Annotated in this window: 12 protein-coding genes; 1 reads left to right on the top strand and 11 read right to left on the bottom strand. The window is 54.7% G+C overall.

The window, feature by feature from the left end:
- Window positions 1-54: 54 nt before the first annotated feature.
- From P6287_RS19790 to ssuD, 8 genes are all read right to left on the bottom strand, one after another.
- Window positions 55-1,269: an acyl-CoA dehydrogenase family protein gene (locus P6287_RS19790; protein ID WP_277975160.1), complete on the bottom strand. Its 1,215-nt coding sequence runs from the start codon at window positions 1,267-1,269 to the stop codon at window positions 55-57.
- Window positions 1,266-2,705 (bottom strand): MFS transporter, encoded by a 1,440-nt coding sequence (locus P6287_RS19785; RefSeq protein WP_271460188.1) that lies wholly within the window; start codon window positions 2,703-2,705, stop codon window positions 1,266-1,268. The genes P6287_RS19790 and P6287_RS19785 overlap by 4 nt, the downstream gene beginning before the upstream one ends.
- 177 nt (window positions 2,706-2,882) lie before the next feature.
- Window positions 2,883-3,758, bottom strand: a complete 876-nt coding sequence (locus P6287_RS19780; protein ID WP_277975159.1) for a MetQ/NlpA family ABC transporter substrate-binding protein — start codon at window positions 3,756-3,758, stop codon at window positions 2,883-2,885.
- Window positions 3,755-4,453 carry a methionine ABC transporter permease gene (locus P6287_RS19775; RefSeq protein ID WP_277975158.1) on the bottom strand — a complete coding sequence of 233 codons (699 nt, stop codon included), beginning with the start codon at window positions 4,451-4,453 and terminating at the stop codon, window positions 3,755-3,757. Before P6287_RS19775 ends, P6287_RS19780 begins: the two co-directional genes overlap by 4 nt.
- The gene (locus P6287_RS19770) at window positions 4,450-5,469 is read right to left on the bottom strand and encodes a methionine ABC transporter ATP-binding protein (protein WP_277975157.1); all 1,020 of its coding nucleotides are present in this window, start codon (window positions 5,467-5,469) and stop codon (window positions 4,450-4,452) included. The genes P6287_RS19775 and P6287_RS19770 overlap by 4 nt, the downstream gene beginning before the upstream one ends.
- Window positions 5,466-6,860 (bottom strand): LLM class flavin-dependent oxidoreductase, encoded by a 1,395-nt coding sequence (locus P6287_RS19765; RefSeq protein WP_277975156.1) that lies wholly within the window; start codon window positions 6,858-6,860, stop codon window positions 5,466-5,468. The genes P6287_RS19770 and P6287_RS19765 overlap by 4 nt, the downstream gene beginning before the upstream one ends.
- Before the next feature lie 74 nt (window positions 6,861-6,934).
- Window positions 6,935-8,350 carry an FAD/NAD(P)-binding protein gene (locus tag P6287_RS19760; RefSeq protein ID WP_277975155.1) on the bottom strand — a complete coding sequence of 472 codons (1,416 nt, stop codon included), beginning with the start codon at window positions 8,348-8,350 and terminating at the stop codon, window positions 6,935-6,937.
- Window positions 8,350-9,522, bottom strand: coding sequence for an FMNH2-dependent alkanesulfonate monooxygenase (gene ssuD / locus P6287_RS19755; RefSeq protein WP_101761167.1), 1,173 nt, complete (start codon window positions 9,520-9,522; stop codon window positions 8,350-8,352). The genes P6287_RS19760 and ssuD overlap by 1 nt, the downstream gene beginning before the upstream one ends.
- A gap of 274 nt (window positions 9,523-9,796) precedes the next feature.
- Between ssuD and P6287_RS19750 the strand changes: the two genes are divergently transcribed.
- Window positions 9,797-11,725, top strand: coding sequence for a sigma-54-dependent Fis family transcriptional regulator (locus P6287_RS19750; protein ID WP_277975154.1), 1,929 nt, complete (start codon window positions 9,797-9,799; stop codon window positions 11,723-11,725).
- 449 nt (window positions 11,726-12,174) lie between these two features.
- Here P6287_RS19750 and P6287_RS19745 read toward each other — a convergent pair whose 3' ends face one another.
- The 3 genes from P6287_RS19745 to P6287_RS19735 form a co-directional block, all read right to left on the bottom strand.
- Window positions 12,175-13,146 (bottom strand): ParB family protein, encoded by a 972-nt coding sequence (locus P6287_RS19745; RefSeq protein ID WP_110867047.1) that lies wholly within the window; start codon window positions 13,144-13,146, stop codon window positions 12,175-12,177.
- 7 nt (window positions 13,147-13,153) lie between these two features.
- Window positions 13,154-14,353, bottom strand: a complete 1,200-nt coding sequence (locus tag P6287_RS19740) for an AAA family ATPase (RefSeq protein WP_008109176.1) — start codon at window positions 14,351-14,353, stop codon at window positions 13,154-13,156.
- A 1,520-nt stretch (window positions 14,354-15,873) separates the two neighbouring features.
- Window positions 15,874-16,803: a RepB family plasmid replication initiator protein gene (locus P6287_RS19735; protein WP_007886110.1), complete on the bottom strand. Its 930-nt coding sequence runs from the start codon at window positions 16,801-16,803 to the stop codon at window positions 15,874-15,876.

Raw genomic sequence — 16,803 nt, 5'->3', positions numbered from 1 at the left:
TGACCCTACGATTCGAGCATTTGTAGGGTGCGCATTTATGCGCACCGGGTTTTATCAGCCCTCTCCGCTGCCAATCTGCCACACACTGGTGGGTGCGGTGCCATTCACTTTCCAGTCGCCGATATCACGCGCTTTGTACACCACCGGATTATGTGACGACAGGGTGCGCGCGTTGCGCCAGTGACGATCCAGCGCTTTGCTGACGCGCGTATCTGATGCGCCCAATGCGTTAAACAGCTCGGTGGCGGCGCGCGTCACCCATTCGCTGGCAATCACCTGCGCCTGCCCCGCTTCTGCTTCGGCCAGCACATTCGCGGCGGCAATTTGCGCTTCATCGTTGCTGACGTGGGCAACATATGCTGATTGCAGTGAATGTGTCGCGCGGATCACCGTGGCTTCCACCGCAAACGCCAGGCTGGTGATTTCACCGATCACCTGCAGAATCTGCGCATCCTGACGCGCAACACCGCCGTTGCCGTGACTGTAAACCCGATTTCGCGCCGCCACCGCCTGCGCACCATCGCGCGCCACCGCACGACCGATTCCCGCCAGCGTGGCCAGCAAGACATGCTGATAGAAGGCGGTTTGATAACGGAAGCGGGTGGCGAAATCGTAGACGTGTTCCTGCTCGACATGGGCGTTAGCGAAACGCGTGGTGCCGCTGCCGGTTAAGCGCTGGCCAAAGCCGTCCCAGTCGTCCTCACGCGTCACCCCGGGTTGGTGAGTGTTCACCAGAGCGATAACGTCGCCCTGATTGTCATTGCGGCGCGCATAGACATCAATCCAGTCGGCGAACAGCGTGCCGGTGCTGTAGAACTTTTCACCGCTCAGCGTCCAGCCGCTTTCGTTTGGCGTGACGCGCGTGATGACATCGCCGAGTTTTACCGTGCCAATTTCCGTCCAGCCGCTGCCCACCAGCTCGCCATCAATAAAACGGCCAAACCAGCGATCGCGTTCCGCGCTATCCGGCTGATTCAATCGATCTTCGACAAAAGCAAAATGCGCGCGCAGCGCCTGCGGCAGATTCGAGTCGGCCTCTGCCAGCTCGGTTAACAGCTGGAACAGCTGCGGTAGCGATGCGCCCCAACCGCCCTTCTCTTGCGGAATACGCACCGTGCCGAATCCCGCCTCTTTCAGCCAGCTAATCGGTTGATGCGGCAAAGTACGTTCCCGCTCGCGCGCCACCGTTCCTTCAGCGATGCGCGCGAAGATCGGCCGGAAGTGCGCCGCCAGCGCCTCATAATCGGTGCCTGTTGCCAATAAGCTCATGGTGACTCCTGAGGTGAAAGATCGTCGATGTCATGCAGCGTGGGCTCGTGGCGCACCGCCAGCAGGAAGAAGATCGGGATGATCGCTGCCAGCGAAACCACCCAAAACATGTTGGTGCCGAGCGCGGCCTGCAGAAGCGGCAGGATGAACAGCGCTAACGCGCTACCGATGCCGGAAAGCGCGCGGCTAAAGCCCACGCCGGTGGCGCGAATTGAGGTTGGATAGGAAAGCGCTGGATAGACCATCAGCTGCGCGCCCGGCCCGAAGCCCTCGGCAAACAGCCACAAGCCGAGCATCAAAACTGCAAAGACGATTCCGGCGATGGCTTGCGGATGACCAATTAACGCCAGCGCGATCAGCGCAAAGAATTGCAGGGCAAAGCCAGCAATCGCGACGTGGCGCGACGGATATTTCCACGCCAGACGCATGCCAAGCAGGCCGCCGGTAAAGGCGAACAGCGCGTTGAGTCCCAGCGATGCCGAGATGGTTTCAAACACGCCCGCGCCGAGGAACTGCGCCAGAATCGACGGCAGGAAGAAAGCAATGGCGGTGTATTCAAACGAGATACAGATGTTCATCACACCCGCGACGATGGTGCGTTCGCGCCACGGCTTCTCAAACAGCACGCGGAAACTCACTTTCGGTGCCGCAGCAGCCGGCGGCGCTTCGTGTTCCGCTTCGTGCGCGTGAATGCCGTAGGAATCACGCAGAATGCGCACCGCGGATTTCAGGTCGCCCTGATTCGCCGCCCACAGTGGCGATTCGTTCATGAATTTGCTGCGCACCGCGATGATTAGCAGCGCCGGCACCGCACCGAACAGCAGCGACGCGCGCCACAGCCAGTCAAGATGCTCTTTCGGCAGCAGGAAGTAGAGCGCGAAGATCAGCAGGAAGCACAGCGTTGAGGCGGCGTACCACATCGGGCACCAGGCTGCGAGTCGGGATGCCTTGTTGCCTTTACCAGCGAATTTGGAGAACTCCGCCAGATATGACATCGCCACCGGCAAATCGATGCCGACGCCCACGCCCATCAGGAAGCGCGCGCCAATCAGCACCCAGACATTCGGCGCTAACCCCGCCGCAATCGCTGAAACCACAAAGAACAGCATGTCGGCCATGAACACCGAATAGCGGCCATATTTATCCGTCAGCCAGCCGCCCACCAGATTGCCGACGATGGTGCCAACCATAATTGAGGAAGTGACTAAGCCGGTGAGCAGTGGCGAGAGCTGAAACTCACGCACCACATCATCGATGCCGTACGACAGCGTGGTGAGATCGTAGGCGTCGAGGAACACGCCGCCGAGCGCGAGGAACACAATCATGCGCGCGTAGTTGTCATTTTTGGTGCGAGTGTTGATCAGCCTTGCCACATCACTGACCGAACGTACCGGTTCGGAAACCGGAATGGTGTTTTCTAAAGGAAGAGAACTCATAACGCCTCACGTTGTTGTTTTGTAGTGCAGGTGAGGTTGTTATAAGCGTTTTTCTGGCTGCGCCAAAACAACAATTCTTGATATTAATTTACATTAAAATCAATTAGATAAATGGTTTTTAGCCAACACAAAAACCCGGGCGCGCCTGACGCGTCCGGGTGTTCAAACAACAACAATTTATTCGGCTGAGACCGGCACCAACACGCCTTTTACCAGCGGATCGTCGGTGGTCTTCAACCACTGCTGGACGCGCGGATCGGAGAAGGCTTTTTTCAGCTTCTCGATGTTTTCCTGGTCCAGATAAGGCGTGCCAATCACCAGCTGTGAGGCGAAAGTGCGCGGCGCAGGCGGGAAGAGAATGCCTTTTTCGCGCGGCACTTTACCGGCATCAAATTGCGAGACGTAACCAATCGCCGCATCCACCGAGTTGAGCGCACGCGGCATGGTCAGCAAATCGAGCTCTTTAAACACGAAACCGTGCGGATTGCCGACAATGTTCTTCAGTTTGGCCGTGCGCGGCTCGACGTTGGGATCGAGCGTGATTAAACCCTGACGCGCCAGCAACCATAATGCCTGGCCCTGATTGGCGCCATCATCCGGCACCACGATGGTCGCGCCCTGCGGCAGATCCGCCACCGATGTGTAGCGATCGGAGTAGATGCCAAACGCCCACTGGAACAGCGGCAGCGTTGAGGTGAGCGCAAAAACGTTGGCATCCACCACTTGCTTTAGCCACCACTGATGCTGATATACGGTGGCGGCATACTGCCCTTCCGCTACCGCGCGGTCGGCTTGCACCGGATCCTGCATGCCAACCGCCTCCAGCTTTAGGCCGTAATCGGGCGCGATGTGCTCGCCAACGTATTCAATCAGCTTCTGCTCGCCCGCCATCGCCGGTTCAAAATGCACCTTCAGCGTGGTGCCAAAGACCACCGCCTGCGCCTGTTGGCTGCGCCAGAACCAGCCGCCTGCTGCAAGTAAAACGACCACTATAATCAGTAACAGCCACGGCCAGCGGCGGGTTTTACGCAGCTCGAAATCTTGTGTTGTCATAACGATGTCCCCTGAGGATGGCGTAATGCGGTGACCAAACGGTCGCCGAGAAATTGAATGGTTTGAATTAAGGCGATCAGCACCACGATGGTGGCGATCATGATGTGGTTATCGAAGCGCTGATAACCGTACACCACCGCCAGATAGCCGATACCGCCCGCGCCGATGGTGCCGGCAATGGCGGAGTACTCAATCATTGAGATCAGGTTGAGCGTCACTGCCGCCACAATCGCCGGCAGCGCTTCGCTAAGTTGTGCCGAGCGGATGATCTGCCAGCGCGAACCGCCGCACACCAAGCCCACCGCCGTGACTTCACCGGGCAGCTCACGCAGCGCGTTGTCCACCAAACGGCCAAAGAACGGAATACCCGCGGCGATCATCGGCACAACGGCGGCAGGAATGCCGATGGTGGTGCCGGTAAGCCAGAAGGTGAACGGAATGATGGCCGCCATCAGCACCAGAAACGGCAGCGAACGCCCCATGTTGACAATCCAACTCAGCACCCGATTGATACCGCGATGGGGAAACAGACCGCGCACGGAGGTGTTGAACAGCACCACGCCGACGATGCCGCCGAAGGTGACCACGAACAGCATCACGATCGCCACCATCAACGCGGTTTCGCCCAGAGCGGGCAGCATCAGCGCCGGGATTTCTGGCCACGGCGTATCCTGACTTATCACTGATATGCTCATACCGCCTCCCGCAATGGCAACACGCTGCCCGAAACGCTGGCAACTAAGCCCAACTGTTCCAGCTGCGATAGCAAACGCGCCAGCGGCACGCGTTCCTGCTGATAGTGAATGCCCACCCTCAGGCGGCCAGCTTGCAGACCATTCACCTGCTCAACGTGCGCGCCGAGCAGATCAATACGCAAACCAAACTGCTGGCTGAGGCGCGAAATCCAGTCGCTGACAACCGGCACATCGGTGCGATAGCTGAGCTGCAACACCAGTTCGGCATCGCCCGCCTGCGCCGCCAGCGGGAACAGGCGCTGCCCCAATAGCGAATCGGGTTGCGCCAGCAGCTCTTTCACCACGCCGTACTGCACGATTTGGCCGTCGCGAATTTCCGCTACCGCATCTGCCGCCTGACGCACCGCGTCCATTTCATGGGTGATCAGCACAATCGCCAGCTTGTAGTCATCACGCAGTTTTTTCAGCAGGTCGAGCACGGTGACGGTGGCTTCGGGATCGAGCCCTGAAGTGGCTTCATCTGCCAGCAACACCGACGGGCGCAATGCCAGCGCACGCGCGATACCAATACGCTGCCGCTGACCACCGGAAAGCTGGCCCGGATAGGCTTTGGCTTTGTGGCTGAGGCCGACGCTATCGAGCAGTTCGCCCACGCGCGCGGCGATATCGCGATCCACTACGCCAAGATAGTGCAGCGGCAAGGCGATATTCTCCCACGCGGTTTTGCGTTGCAGCAGCGCGGAAGACTGGAACACGGTACCAATTGAGCGACGCGCCTGACGCAGCGCTTCGCCATCCAGACGAGAAAGATCGTTGCCGTTAACGCGGATGCTGCCGGCGCTCGGTTGCTCCAGCAGGCTGATGCACTTCGCCAGCGTCGATTTACCCGCGCCGCTCGGCCCAACTACCGCGGTGATGTTGGCTTGCGGTACTTGCAGGCTGATGGATTTCAGCACCTCGGTGATGCGGCCGTCGGGCGCGCGATAGTGTTTGCTGAGCTGATCTATTTCGATCATAAGACCTCCTGCGGCGTGGAGGATTTAACGCGATAGCCCGCGCCCGGATGCGGTGCTTGCAGCTGCGGGCCGGCGGCGAATAACTTTTCGCGCAACGTGCCCTGCGCGTACTCTTTTTTATAGACGCCGCGCTTTTGCAGCTCCGGGATCAGCAACTCCACCACATCTTCAAAGGTTTCATGCGTCAGTGCGTAGGCGAAGTTGAAGCCATCTACGTCGGTCTCTTCAACCCAGCTTTGCAACTCATCCGCGACGGTTTCCGCGCTGCCGACAATCAGCGGACCAAAACCGCCGATGCCAACCCAATCCGCCAGCGCTTTAACCGTCCACTGACGATCGGGATCGGCGGTGGAGAAGGTTTCGACCGCCGATTGGATGGCGTTGGTGTGGATATATTTCAGCACCTGATCCGGCTGATACTGGCCGAAGTCGATGCCGGTCCAGCCCGATACCAGCGCCAGCGCGCCTTCGTAGCTGACCCAGCCGGTGTACTCTTTCCATTTCGCCTGCGCCGCCAGATCGGTTTCGCCAACAATCACGGTTTGCAGATTGAAGATTTTGATGCTGTAAGGATCGCGCCCCGCTTCTGCCGCGCGGCGGCGAATATCGGCGACAGTTTTCTTCAGCAGCACTTTCGACGGCGCGGCAACAAACACGCATTCGGCATGTTCTGCGGCAAACTGTTTGCCACGACTCGATGCGCCTGCCTGATACAGCACCGGCGTGCGCTGCGGTGAGGGTTCGCACAGGTGAATGCCCGGCACGTTGAAGAAGGTGCCCTGATGATTGATGGGATGGATTTTACGCGGGTCGCTGAAGATACGGCGTTCGCGGTCACGCAATACTGCATCCTGTTCCCAGCTGCCTTCCAGCAGCTTGTACACCACTTGCAGATACTCGTCGGCGTAATCGTAGCGGCTGTCGTGATCGGTTTGGGTTTTATGCCCAATGTTGCGCGCCCCGCTCTCCAGATATGAGGTGACGATGTTCCAGCCGATGCGACCTTTGGTCAGGTGATCGAGCGTGGATAAGCGGCGCGCAAACGGATACGGATGCTCAAACGACAGCGACGCCGTGAGACCAAAGCCGAGGTGTTCGGTAACCAGCGCCATTGGCGTAATCAGCGCTAGCGGATCATTGACCGGCACCTGCGTCGCCTGGCGGATCGCCGCATCGCCGTTGCCGTTCAGTACGTCGTAAACGCCGAGCACGTCGGCGATAAACAGGCCGTCAAATTTGCCGCGCTCCAGCAGGCGCGCCAAATCGACCCAATACTCCAGATCTTTGTATTGCCAGGAACGGTCACGCGGATGCGCCCACAGGCCCGGCGACTGGTGTCCGACACAGTTCATATCAAATGCGTTCAAGCGAATTTCACGTTGCGATGGCATAGCAATCTCCATAGCGAGGCCGTGATCGTGTTACGACCCGGCGTTCGTCAGTTAATTTTTAGGATGTTGAGAGATTAAAGCGCTGAAGGGGGACATCGCTCGGCGGGAGCGATTTGCAGTTCTTGTAAAATATGCTGCGCCACAGCGGCGGCGTGATCGGCAACCTGCGGCAATCCCATCAGTTCACCGAAGCGCGCACGCGCAGCGGGACCGACGACAAACAGTCGCGCATTGGGCTGACCGGTAACATTAAGCGTGTGCGACTGGCTGTTGACATCAATACCAAAACCGAGCAGGTCAGCGCGGATTAGCCCTTGCTGGCTGAGCGACTGCAGCAGCGGCTGGCTGGCGGTTAAGGCTTCATGGCCGGGACCAGTGGTGACAATCAGATGATCGAGGCGATGGGTTTGGCTGCCGCCATCGCGCGTGCGTAGCGTGATGTCCAGCTGGTTGCCGACATCAGAGATTTCGCTAAGGCGCGCGGCCAGCAACTTCAAACTGCCCTGCTGACGACGTGCGCTGATCACCGCTGACACCTGCGGCGCGATGCGATAGCGATGCACATCCCACCACGAGCGCAAATGACGGACAAAACGTTGCTGCTCGCGCAGCGGCAGCGATTGCCAGATATCCTGACCTTGCACGCGCACCTGATCGAGCACGCGCTGCCACGGCAAATCCTGTTCAGCGGCACGCGCAACCTCGGCGCGGATATGTCGCAGCCACAGACGTGTGCTGGACGCTTGCTGTGGTGCTAACGTCCATTCAGACCACTCACCGCTCAGGTTATCGCGTGAAAGCTGTCCACGGCGCGAGAAGGCGATTAACGGGCCACGATGCTGTCGGGTGCCCAATGAAGCCACCACGTCCGCCATACTCAAACCGGTGCCGATAATCGCCACCGCGGATTGAGGATTGATGGCGTCCAGTACGCCGTGCTGCCACGGATTGGCAATCAGCGCCGGATGCGCCGATAACGGTTGCAGCGCACGCGGCAATGATGGCGGCGGATGACTGATCGCTAACGCCAGCACATCACCTTGCAGCGTTTCGCCGTTGCTGAGCAACAGCTGCTCGCCTTCCCAGGCCACGGCGCTGGCCTGAACGTGGCGCAGCGTGATGTGCGGATACGCCTGCGCAGCTTGCGCAAACTGTTCTGCCAGATAGCGACCGAACAGGCTGCGCTGCGGATAGACCGCGCCATCGTCGCAGTGTGCTACTGAATCCAGTGAACATTCCGGCTGTTGGCGATACCAGCGGTCAAACGCGCCCTGCTCTTCCCCGCTTAACTGCATGCGCGAAGCGGGCACGTTGATGCGGTGCGCCGGCTCCTGCGTGGAATAGGCAACGCCGCCGCCGAGACTGGCGCGCGGTTCGACCACTGTAATCAGTAATCTGCTCGATGAGGTTCGTGCGAGATGAATCGCCAACGCTGTGCCGCTAAAGCCACCGCCAACAATGATTACCCGTGCCATTGCCTTCTCCTGCATTAGCTGGCGCTCGTCTGTTTTGACGGACGCTTATCGCCACCAATGGTTTCACCAAACGGGCCAGTGTTAATGGTGCGCTCACGCTGCTGCTGCGCATTAGCCAGCGGTAGCAGCGGTAATAGCAATTCGGCCACGCGATGCGCTTCTTCCAGATGCGGATAACCGGACAGAATGAAGTTGGTGACGCCCAGCGCCTGATATTCGCGGATACGCTCAGCCACCTGCTCCGGGCTGCCGACCAGCGCAGTGCCCGCGCCACCGCGCACCAGACCCACGCCCGCCCACAGATTTGGCGAGATATAGAGGTTGTCACGCGAGCCGTTGTGCAACGCGCTCATACGCGCCTGACCGGCAGAATCCATACGCGCAAAGATTTTCTGCGCCTGCGCGATGGTTTCTTCATCAAGATGACCAATCAACTTATCTGCCGCCGCTTTGGCTTCTTCTTCGGTCTCGCGCACAATCACATGCAAACGAATGCCATATTCCAGTTTACGTCCGCGCTGCTCTGCACGTGCGCGCACCACTTCCAGCTTCTCAGCAACCTGCGCTGGCGGCTCGCCCCAGGTGAGATAGGTATCGATCTGTTCCGCTGCTACATCAATCGCCGCCTCAGATGAACCACCAAAATAGAGCGGCGGACCCTTTTCCTGCACCGGCGGGAACAGCACTTCCGCGCCTTCGACGTGAATGTGTTTGCCTTCGTAATCCACTTTCTCCCCGCGCATCAGGCGGCTATAGACGTCGAGGAACTCTTTGGTGACTTCATAACGTTCACTGTGGTTGAGAAAAATGCCGTCGCCTTTGTTCTCAATCGGATCGCCGCCGGTCACCACGTTAATCAATAAACGCCCTTCAGATAGACGATCAAGCGTGGTCGCCATGCGGGCTGCCAGCGTTGGCGGCTGCAGGCCAGGTCGCACCGCCACTAAATAGCGCAGACGTTTGGTGATCGGCGCTAACGCGGAGGCCACCAGCCAGGAATCTTCGCAGCTTTTGCCGGTAGGAATTAACACGCCATAGAAGCCAAGATTGTCGGCGGCGAGCGCCACTTGCTGTAAGTAGGGTAAATCAACCGGGCGTCCGCCTTGCGTGGTGCCGAGGTAGCGTCCATCACCGTGCGTCGGTAAAAACCAGAAGACATTAATTTTATCGTTCGCGGAATCGGCCATTATGCTTTTCCTATATAACCTTATTAAAAAATGATCATTTTGAACTGCTTATTTGGTTATATAGCTGTTAGCAGAAAGCGTGCCAGGTTGTTAACTGGCGCGAATCGCCGTATTTCAGGCGGTTAGCCTTGTCGCCGTCAACCAAAACAGTTGCATTTGCGACTCTGGCGCAACAGCTATTGCTGCATATGCAACTGCTTATGCTTTTTATATGGTGTTAATAGTCAGCGTGAGCATTTAGGTTAACGATATGCTCGTTACAGGACTCAATACCATGTTAACCACCTATAACCACACCGATTCACCGCGCTTAGTCGATCCCGCTTCTCTGGCGTTTCAATCGCTGCTGGATAAATTCGCGCCCACGGATGCCACCGTTCTGATTGTCGGCGAAACCGGTACAGGTAAAGAGGTGGTGGCGCGCTATCTGCATCATCACAGCCAACGGCGTCACGGCCCTTTCCTCGCGGTCAACTGCGGCGCACTGACGGAAAGCCTGGCTGAAGCCGAATTGTTCGGCCATGAGAAAGGCGCTTTTACCGGCGCGACGCAGTCACATCCCGGCTGGTTTGAATCAGCGCAAGGCGGCACCTTGCTGCTGGATGAGATTGGCGAGCTCAGTCCTTCACTGCAGGTTAAATTGCTGCGTGTGCTGCAGGAGCGTGAGATTACGCGCGTGGGCTCGCGTAAAGCGATCAAGGTGGATGTGCGGGTTATCGCGGCTACGCATGTGGATTTGGCGCAGGCGATTCGAGAACGACGCTTTCGCGAAGATCTGTTCTATCGGCTGAATATTGCGGTGGTGCCATTACCGCCGCTGCGTCAGCGCCGTGAAGACATTCCGTTGCTGGCGCAACATTTCCTCGCCCTCTACGCACGACGTTTAGGGCGCCCGGCACGGCGTCTTTCTGCTGATGCGCTTGAAGCGCTGCGCGAATACAGCTGGCCGGGCAATATCCGTGAACTGGAGAACACGCTACATAACGCCGTATTGCTGAGCCGCGAAGAGACGCTGACGCCCGCACAGTTGCGACTTGCTGGTTACAGTGAACATGGCTTTAACGAGTCAAACGATTCAACGCTCGACAGTTTTCTTCAGCAGCAGCTAACCAGTCAGCCGCAACAACTGTTTGATCGCGTTATCAGCAGCCTCATTAGCAATGCGCTATCGATGACAGATCACAATCAAACCCAGGCTGCGGCGCTATTAGGTATCAGCCGCCACACATTGCGCACGCATCTGGCGAATCAGGGAATGATTAAAGGAAGGCGCAAAGCGCCGGTAACTGCATCGACATCCAATGTGCACGGGACGCAGGAGCGTGAGCTGCGCATTGGCTATCAGAAGTTTGGCAATCTCGGGGTGTTAAAAGCTCGTCAAAGCCTCGAACACTGTTTCGCTCAGCGAGGCATTAGCGTGTTGTGGAGCGAGTTTCCCGCCGGGCCACAGCTGCTGTATGCGCTGCAAAACAACGAAATTGACTTTGGTACGACCGGTGAAGTACCCCCGATCTTCGCTCAGGCGAGCGGCAATGCGGTGACTTATATTGCCTGGGAGCCGCCAGCGCCGAGCAGCGTTGGCATTGTGGTGCCGCATGACAGCGATATTCGCACCATCAACGATCTGCGCGGTAAGCGCATATCGGTTAATAAAGGCTCGAACGTTCACTGGCTACTGCTGCAGTTACTGGAAGAAGCGGGCATTGGTCTGGATGAACTCAAAGTGGTGTATACGCCGCCGAAATATCCGCTCACCGCCAGTGATTATCTTTCGGTTGATGCCTGGATGATGTGGGATCCGTTGCTCAGCGCTGCAGAGAGCAATCCCGAGCTGCGGGTTTTGGTTAATGGTGAAGGGCGCGTACGTAATCATCAGTTCTATCTGGCGCGGCGTGATTACGTTGAACAGCACCATGACATCCTCAGACAGCTGGTGGAAAGTTTGCAGCAAACGGGTTTGTTCATCGATAGCCATCGCCACGAAGCGTCTATGTTATTGGCTCAGGAGCTTGGTTTGGAAATCGCATCAGTAGAACGTGCCTTGACTCGTCGCAGCCACAAAACGCGTGCGATGGCCTTCGAAGTGATCAAAGAGCAGCAGACCATCGCCGATCGATTTTATGCGTTGGGGCTGATTAATAAACCGGTGCGCGTGCGGGATGCGGTCTGGCAATTTTCATCAGCTTTAACGTTAATTGAGTAAGGTGAGTCTTGAAAGTTATCCACGTTTTCTGTGGATAAATCATTGAATATCATCTGGCTAATCTCGCTTAGGGACTTTTGATGATGGCTGAAACCTCAGGCTTAATTGGCGATTTCAGCCTGAAATTTTAGCTAAAACTCCTTACATTTCATATAACTAGACATGAAATCACATAGGCGAGCAGATGAAATTTCACTCGGTGGATTGACGGTATTTCTGCTGTGACTGGATGTTGCCGCTTTAGCGCACAGCTGGTTAATTTGGCTGCAGTTAGTTAATCGGTATTGGTGATTTATTAACGAATACCTTTGGGCTGCTGGCTGAAACTGTGGCGATTTCAGGCTGAAATTTCCGCAGCGACAATCGATATTTCATACAGTTAGCGATGAAATGGCACTGGCGAGGCATTGAGAAGGGCATAAAAAAACCGCCCGGAGGCGGCATTTCACTTACTGATTAAGATACTTGTTTAGCGTCTCGTTAATCACCTTATCCAGCTCTTCCTGCAACTCTTTTGACTGGCGATTGAACTCGTAGCTGAACATGCGTCCGCGCGTTTTCTTACGCGCAAAACGATCTTTATCGGCGAAACTCCACAATGGCGTCGCCACGGTTTTGTCTTTCGCCGGTGACTGAATCAGCGTCTGGCTGCCGTTACGCACTAAACGCAGAATGCCATTCTTCACTTCGTCTTCCGCCAATCCATCGCGCGCGCATACGGTATCAACATCCATACCGATAGTATCGATCAGGGCATCAACCGTTTGTCCGGTTTCCTGCAGTTTCTCATACGCCTGCAACAGCGATTTATAATCTGGATAGGTCAGCTCAGAATGATTCGGGAACAGCGTCACCAGTTCGAGCGGCACGCTCGCCGCTTGCAATGCACGCGTTACCTTGGCCTGCGATAAGCCTTCGCTTTGCGCAATCTCTTTCTGCGACAATCCACTCTCTTTAAGCGATAGCAGGCGCATGCCCACTTCACGCAGATTGTGCTCGCGCGCGGTCTGAATATCCTGGGCTAAACGACGCGCTTCTTCCGCCGAGATAGCCACGTCTGTGACCAACACATCAAGCCCAGTTTTGCAGTGCAGAGCCGCTGCACGACGACGTGAACCATCGAGAATCTCAATGCGGTCGTCACGCTTTACGCCAATCGCCGGGAAAAACTGCTGCAATTTGATGGTGCGAATGATGTCGCGCAGCGATTCTGGCGTCAGTCCAGACTGATCGCGGCCATTGGTTTCCATCTTAACGAAGGTTTTCTCTTCAATTTCCTTCGCCGGGATGTGCTCCAGCGTGAACAGGGCGCGTTTACCCGTCGCCAGAATAAATGTCTGAGAATGGCCATCGGCGCTTTCTTCAGTCTGCAATGGTGTCTGGCTGAAGGTTCGGCCAATAGTGATTCTTTTTGCGCTCATAGTAACCTCAGTTCAGGCGAATGAATTCAATGCGATCAAATACGGCTTTCGCGAAATCTTCCGCCGCTGAACGCGCATTCTTTAAGGCTTCGGTGCTGCCCACGTAGGTTGATGGATTGGCTGAGATAACCGTGTCAAACGACTCTCCACAGCGCTCAAAGCCATCCAGACGCGGCAACGCAGCATCAAGCATATCGCCGCCAAAAATCTCTTTCGCCAGGCTGTGACACAGCTTGTGATCCGCTTTATTCGACAGTTTAGACATAAAGCCAATGTTGCCCTGCAAACGGCAGGCTGCGCCCGATTCTTCAATGATGCCAATCAACTCCGGCAAACGCGTCAGGTATTTCAGCGTGGAGTGGAAATCCACCTGCGCGGGCGGCACTGGCGTCATTAGTAAGTCTGAAGCTGCAATGGCATTCTTCAGGAAGGCATCAAGATGCGGGCCGCTGTCGATAAAGATAAAGTCATAATCTTTCTTCAGCTTGGCCACTACATTGTCATACAGCACCGCGTGGATGTTTTGATCGGGCAGGTGAGCAGCACACAGCTCTTCCCAACGCGAGGCAATAAAGGCGTCATCAATTGACGCCGGCAGCACATCGACGCCCGGAATAATCGAGGAAACGATAAACTCGTTGAGCAACTCTTCGCGGCTGACGTTCTGTAGCATCGCTTGTGCGGCGGTCGCTTCCACTAATCCCACTGAACGTTGATGGTTCAGGAACATGGTGGCGGAAGATTGCGGGTCCAGATCGATGACCAGAATACGCAGATCTTCAAATAGCAGATGCGGATGCGCACGTAATGCGTGTGCCAGCGAAACGGTAGAGACCGTTTTCGAAACGCCGCCTTTGAGGTTGCCAACAAAGATGCTAAAGGCTTCATGGTGGCGATCGCGGTACTTGGGCACACCGCGATGGTGATAGATATCGATGATATTCTGGATCGACATCGCATACTTGGTTGAGCTGCCCGCTGCACGCTTATCGAACGGATAACCATTTTCTTCCATTTCGTTGACAGCGTAATCCACGCTCGCACGCGTCAATTTGGGCAGTTTGGCTAACGCCGCTTTAGCGTAAACCTGATAGAACGTGTTTTCCCGCAATTCTTCTTTCTGCGCCTGAATCTGTTCAGTCAGGCTCATCAGCATTCTTTCTGAACGTTGTGCGACCTTCAGAACTTGCTTCTCATCGTTAGCCATACTTGCTCCACACATGTAGGATTTATGACTTTATACATAAATCCAGCACACGAGGCAAATATATCTCTTCTGCTCAGGAACAATAAGTTATGTGAAAACACCTTGATTAAGAGCGGTTTAACGCAAACATTCACTGTAATCAGCGTTCGTAATTTAGCTATATTGGTTTTTTGTTCAATATTGAACGGCTGATTTATTGTTTATTGGGGCAAAGATTCACTGTAGTCAGTAGCTGATTTGTATTCTGTATGCTTTAAGTAGAGAAAGGAGAAGGGTTGTGGCGGCTGAAATTGCTTGAACGTTCACTGTAATCAGCTAGCAAAAATGCGTCGATGACTAACATTCACTGCAATCAGTAAAAGGTTCACTGTAATCAGCGAGCGATGGCTGAAGAATCACTGTAATCAGTAGATGATGCCTGGAAGTAAAAATAGGCGAGAGAGCAACGATAAGTGCCATGCTGGTGAGATGTTCACTGTAATCAGCAAACCCTCGCGACGTTTTCACATAACGCCAAACGTTCACTGTAATCAGTAAAAGCCTTGTACTCTTCATCGGCAAAGATTCACTGTAATCAGTAGACGTTGTCGCACTGCGATAAAACGTTCACTGTAATCAGTAAGTCAATTTGGCCAGACCGAGATAACATTCACTGTAATCAGTAAAAGTTATGACGCTATACAGAACGTTCACTGTAATCAGTGGAGTGTTATTTGCCTACAAGCTGATATGCCCGGAATCGCCATGTGCGATACAGCGAAATATCCAGAATGTCGTCAACAACATTCACTGTAATCAGTAAAAGTGCGCTGTTGATTTAAACGCCCAACGTTCACTGTATTCAGTAAAAAACGATGCGCTGAGCGAGTTTGTTTCATGCTCCAAACTTGGCAGGGTAGGGGACGAGTTGGAAACGTTCACTGTAATCAGTGACAGCGTGACATGTTATTCAAGCGGCATATGAGCGTCAGTACGAACGTCTCTCGTTACAGTTCACTGTAGTGAGAAGACAGACCAAACGTTCACTGTAATCAGCATAGTGACCAACCCTGTCACTTTTACTGGCTGTATTCACAGTCAAACTGCTGATTACAGTGAATTACGTTAGAACAGGTTTTGTTAATAATTATAAATCATGAAGTTGCATTTGATCGTTCACTGTATTCAGCATGCAGCGCTGTGATTAGCATTCACTGTAATCAGTGAAAGCGAGCGCTCGAACAAACGTTCACTACGATCAGTAGAAAGGCAGTGAAAAAAGGAATTTGAGTACTGCATCACCGCCCTTGTAAGTACTCACTATCTTTAAAAGTAGCTTAGAAAGGGCACAACGCCGTTGAAGACATCTCAGAAGACATGGCAAAAGCAGAAGGCTTCTGATTACAGTGAACGCTGCTGATTACAGTGAATGACGCGAGGACAGCTGATTGCAGTGAATGTTAGCGGAAGAGCATGTGTCACTTTTGCTCAAAAAGTGACACAGCTTGAAGGGGATTACTTATTACAGTGAACGGGCAAGATCACTCTTCAAACTCGATATCTTCCAGCGAATCGATACTTTCAAGATTGCTGATGCCGTCGAGTTTTGGCGTCCTGCTGTGGATGATGAAGAACACTGAGCGGCCGCGTTTCACTTCCGAATAGTCGAGATAGCCGATCTCTTTGAGCTGCTCCATCGCACGTCGCACCACGTGGTTTTGCGTGGTGGTTTTCGAGCCCAGGTTTAAACGCATGCGCAAACGCGCCAGAGAGATGGGCGCCGGATTCGTTGGCAAACTTTCGAGATAGGTATACAGCGCCTGAGCCGATTCTTTACGCTTCAAACGCGAAATGGCTCGCAGCTGCAGTAACACTTTATGGTCGAAATTATAGAGCTCGAATAACTTTGGATCGGCCTGGATGCGCACCAGATCCTTTTCACGATCGTAATACGCCGATTGCACAAGGTGAGTGTGATAGGCTTTGCCATTACCTTCAAAGGACAACGTATTGGTCGCAATGCGTCGCAGAGAGGCATCTAAGCGCTTACGTAGCGCAGCCGAAGAGTTTGCCGAAGGGATCCCGCACATTTTAACGAAATCGATAAACGGCAGCGTCACGGTGTCGCCCTTTGAGGGATAACGCGAGAAAGACTGAATAATACCGGCCCAGGTTTTGAAATCATTATCCATGTCCAGCCTTGCGCCGGTAATGGTAATTTTTTCATAGCCTTCCGATTTCACTAAAGAAAGGTTCTTCAGCTCTTTCGTTGCATCGGTCGATGCCATCGCGCCTGATTTACCGCGCGCGGTGGACTTCAATGTAGGAACAAACAGACCCAAGCGCATTAAAGCGACCGGTTGTACGGTGTTATTTTTATTGGGGTGGAGTTGAATAACTTCACCGCTATTTTTTGTCACCGACAGAAAAGGCTCGAGTAACGCCTTGTTTTCACTCTCTTTATCTGCCAT

This window comes from Pantoea sp. X85 (assembly GCF_029623675.1).
Lineage (GTDB): Bacteria > Pseudomonadota > Gammaproteobacteria > Enterobacterales > Enterobacteriaceae > Pantoea > Pantoea leporis.
This window is presented reverse-complemented; position numbering and strand designations above follow the sequence as displayed.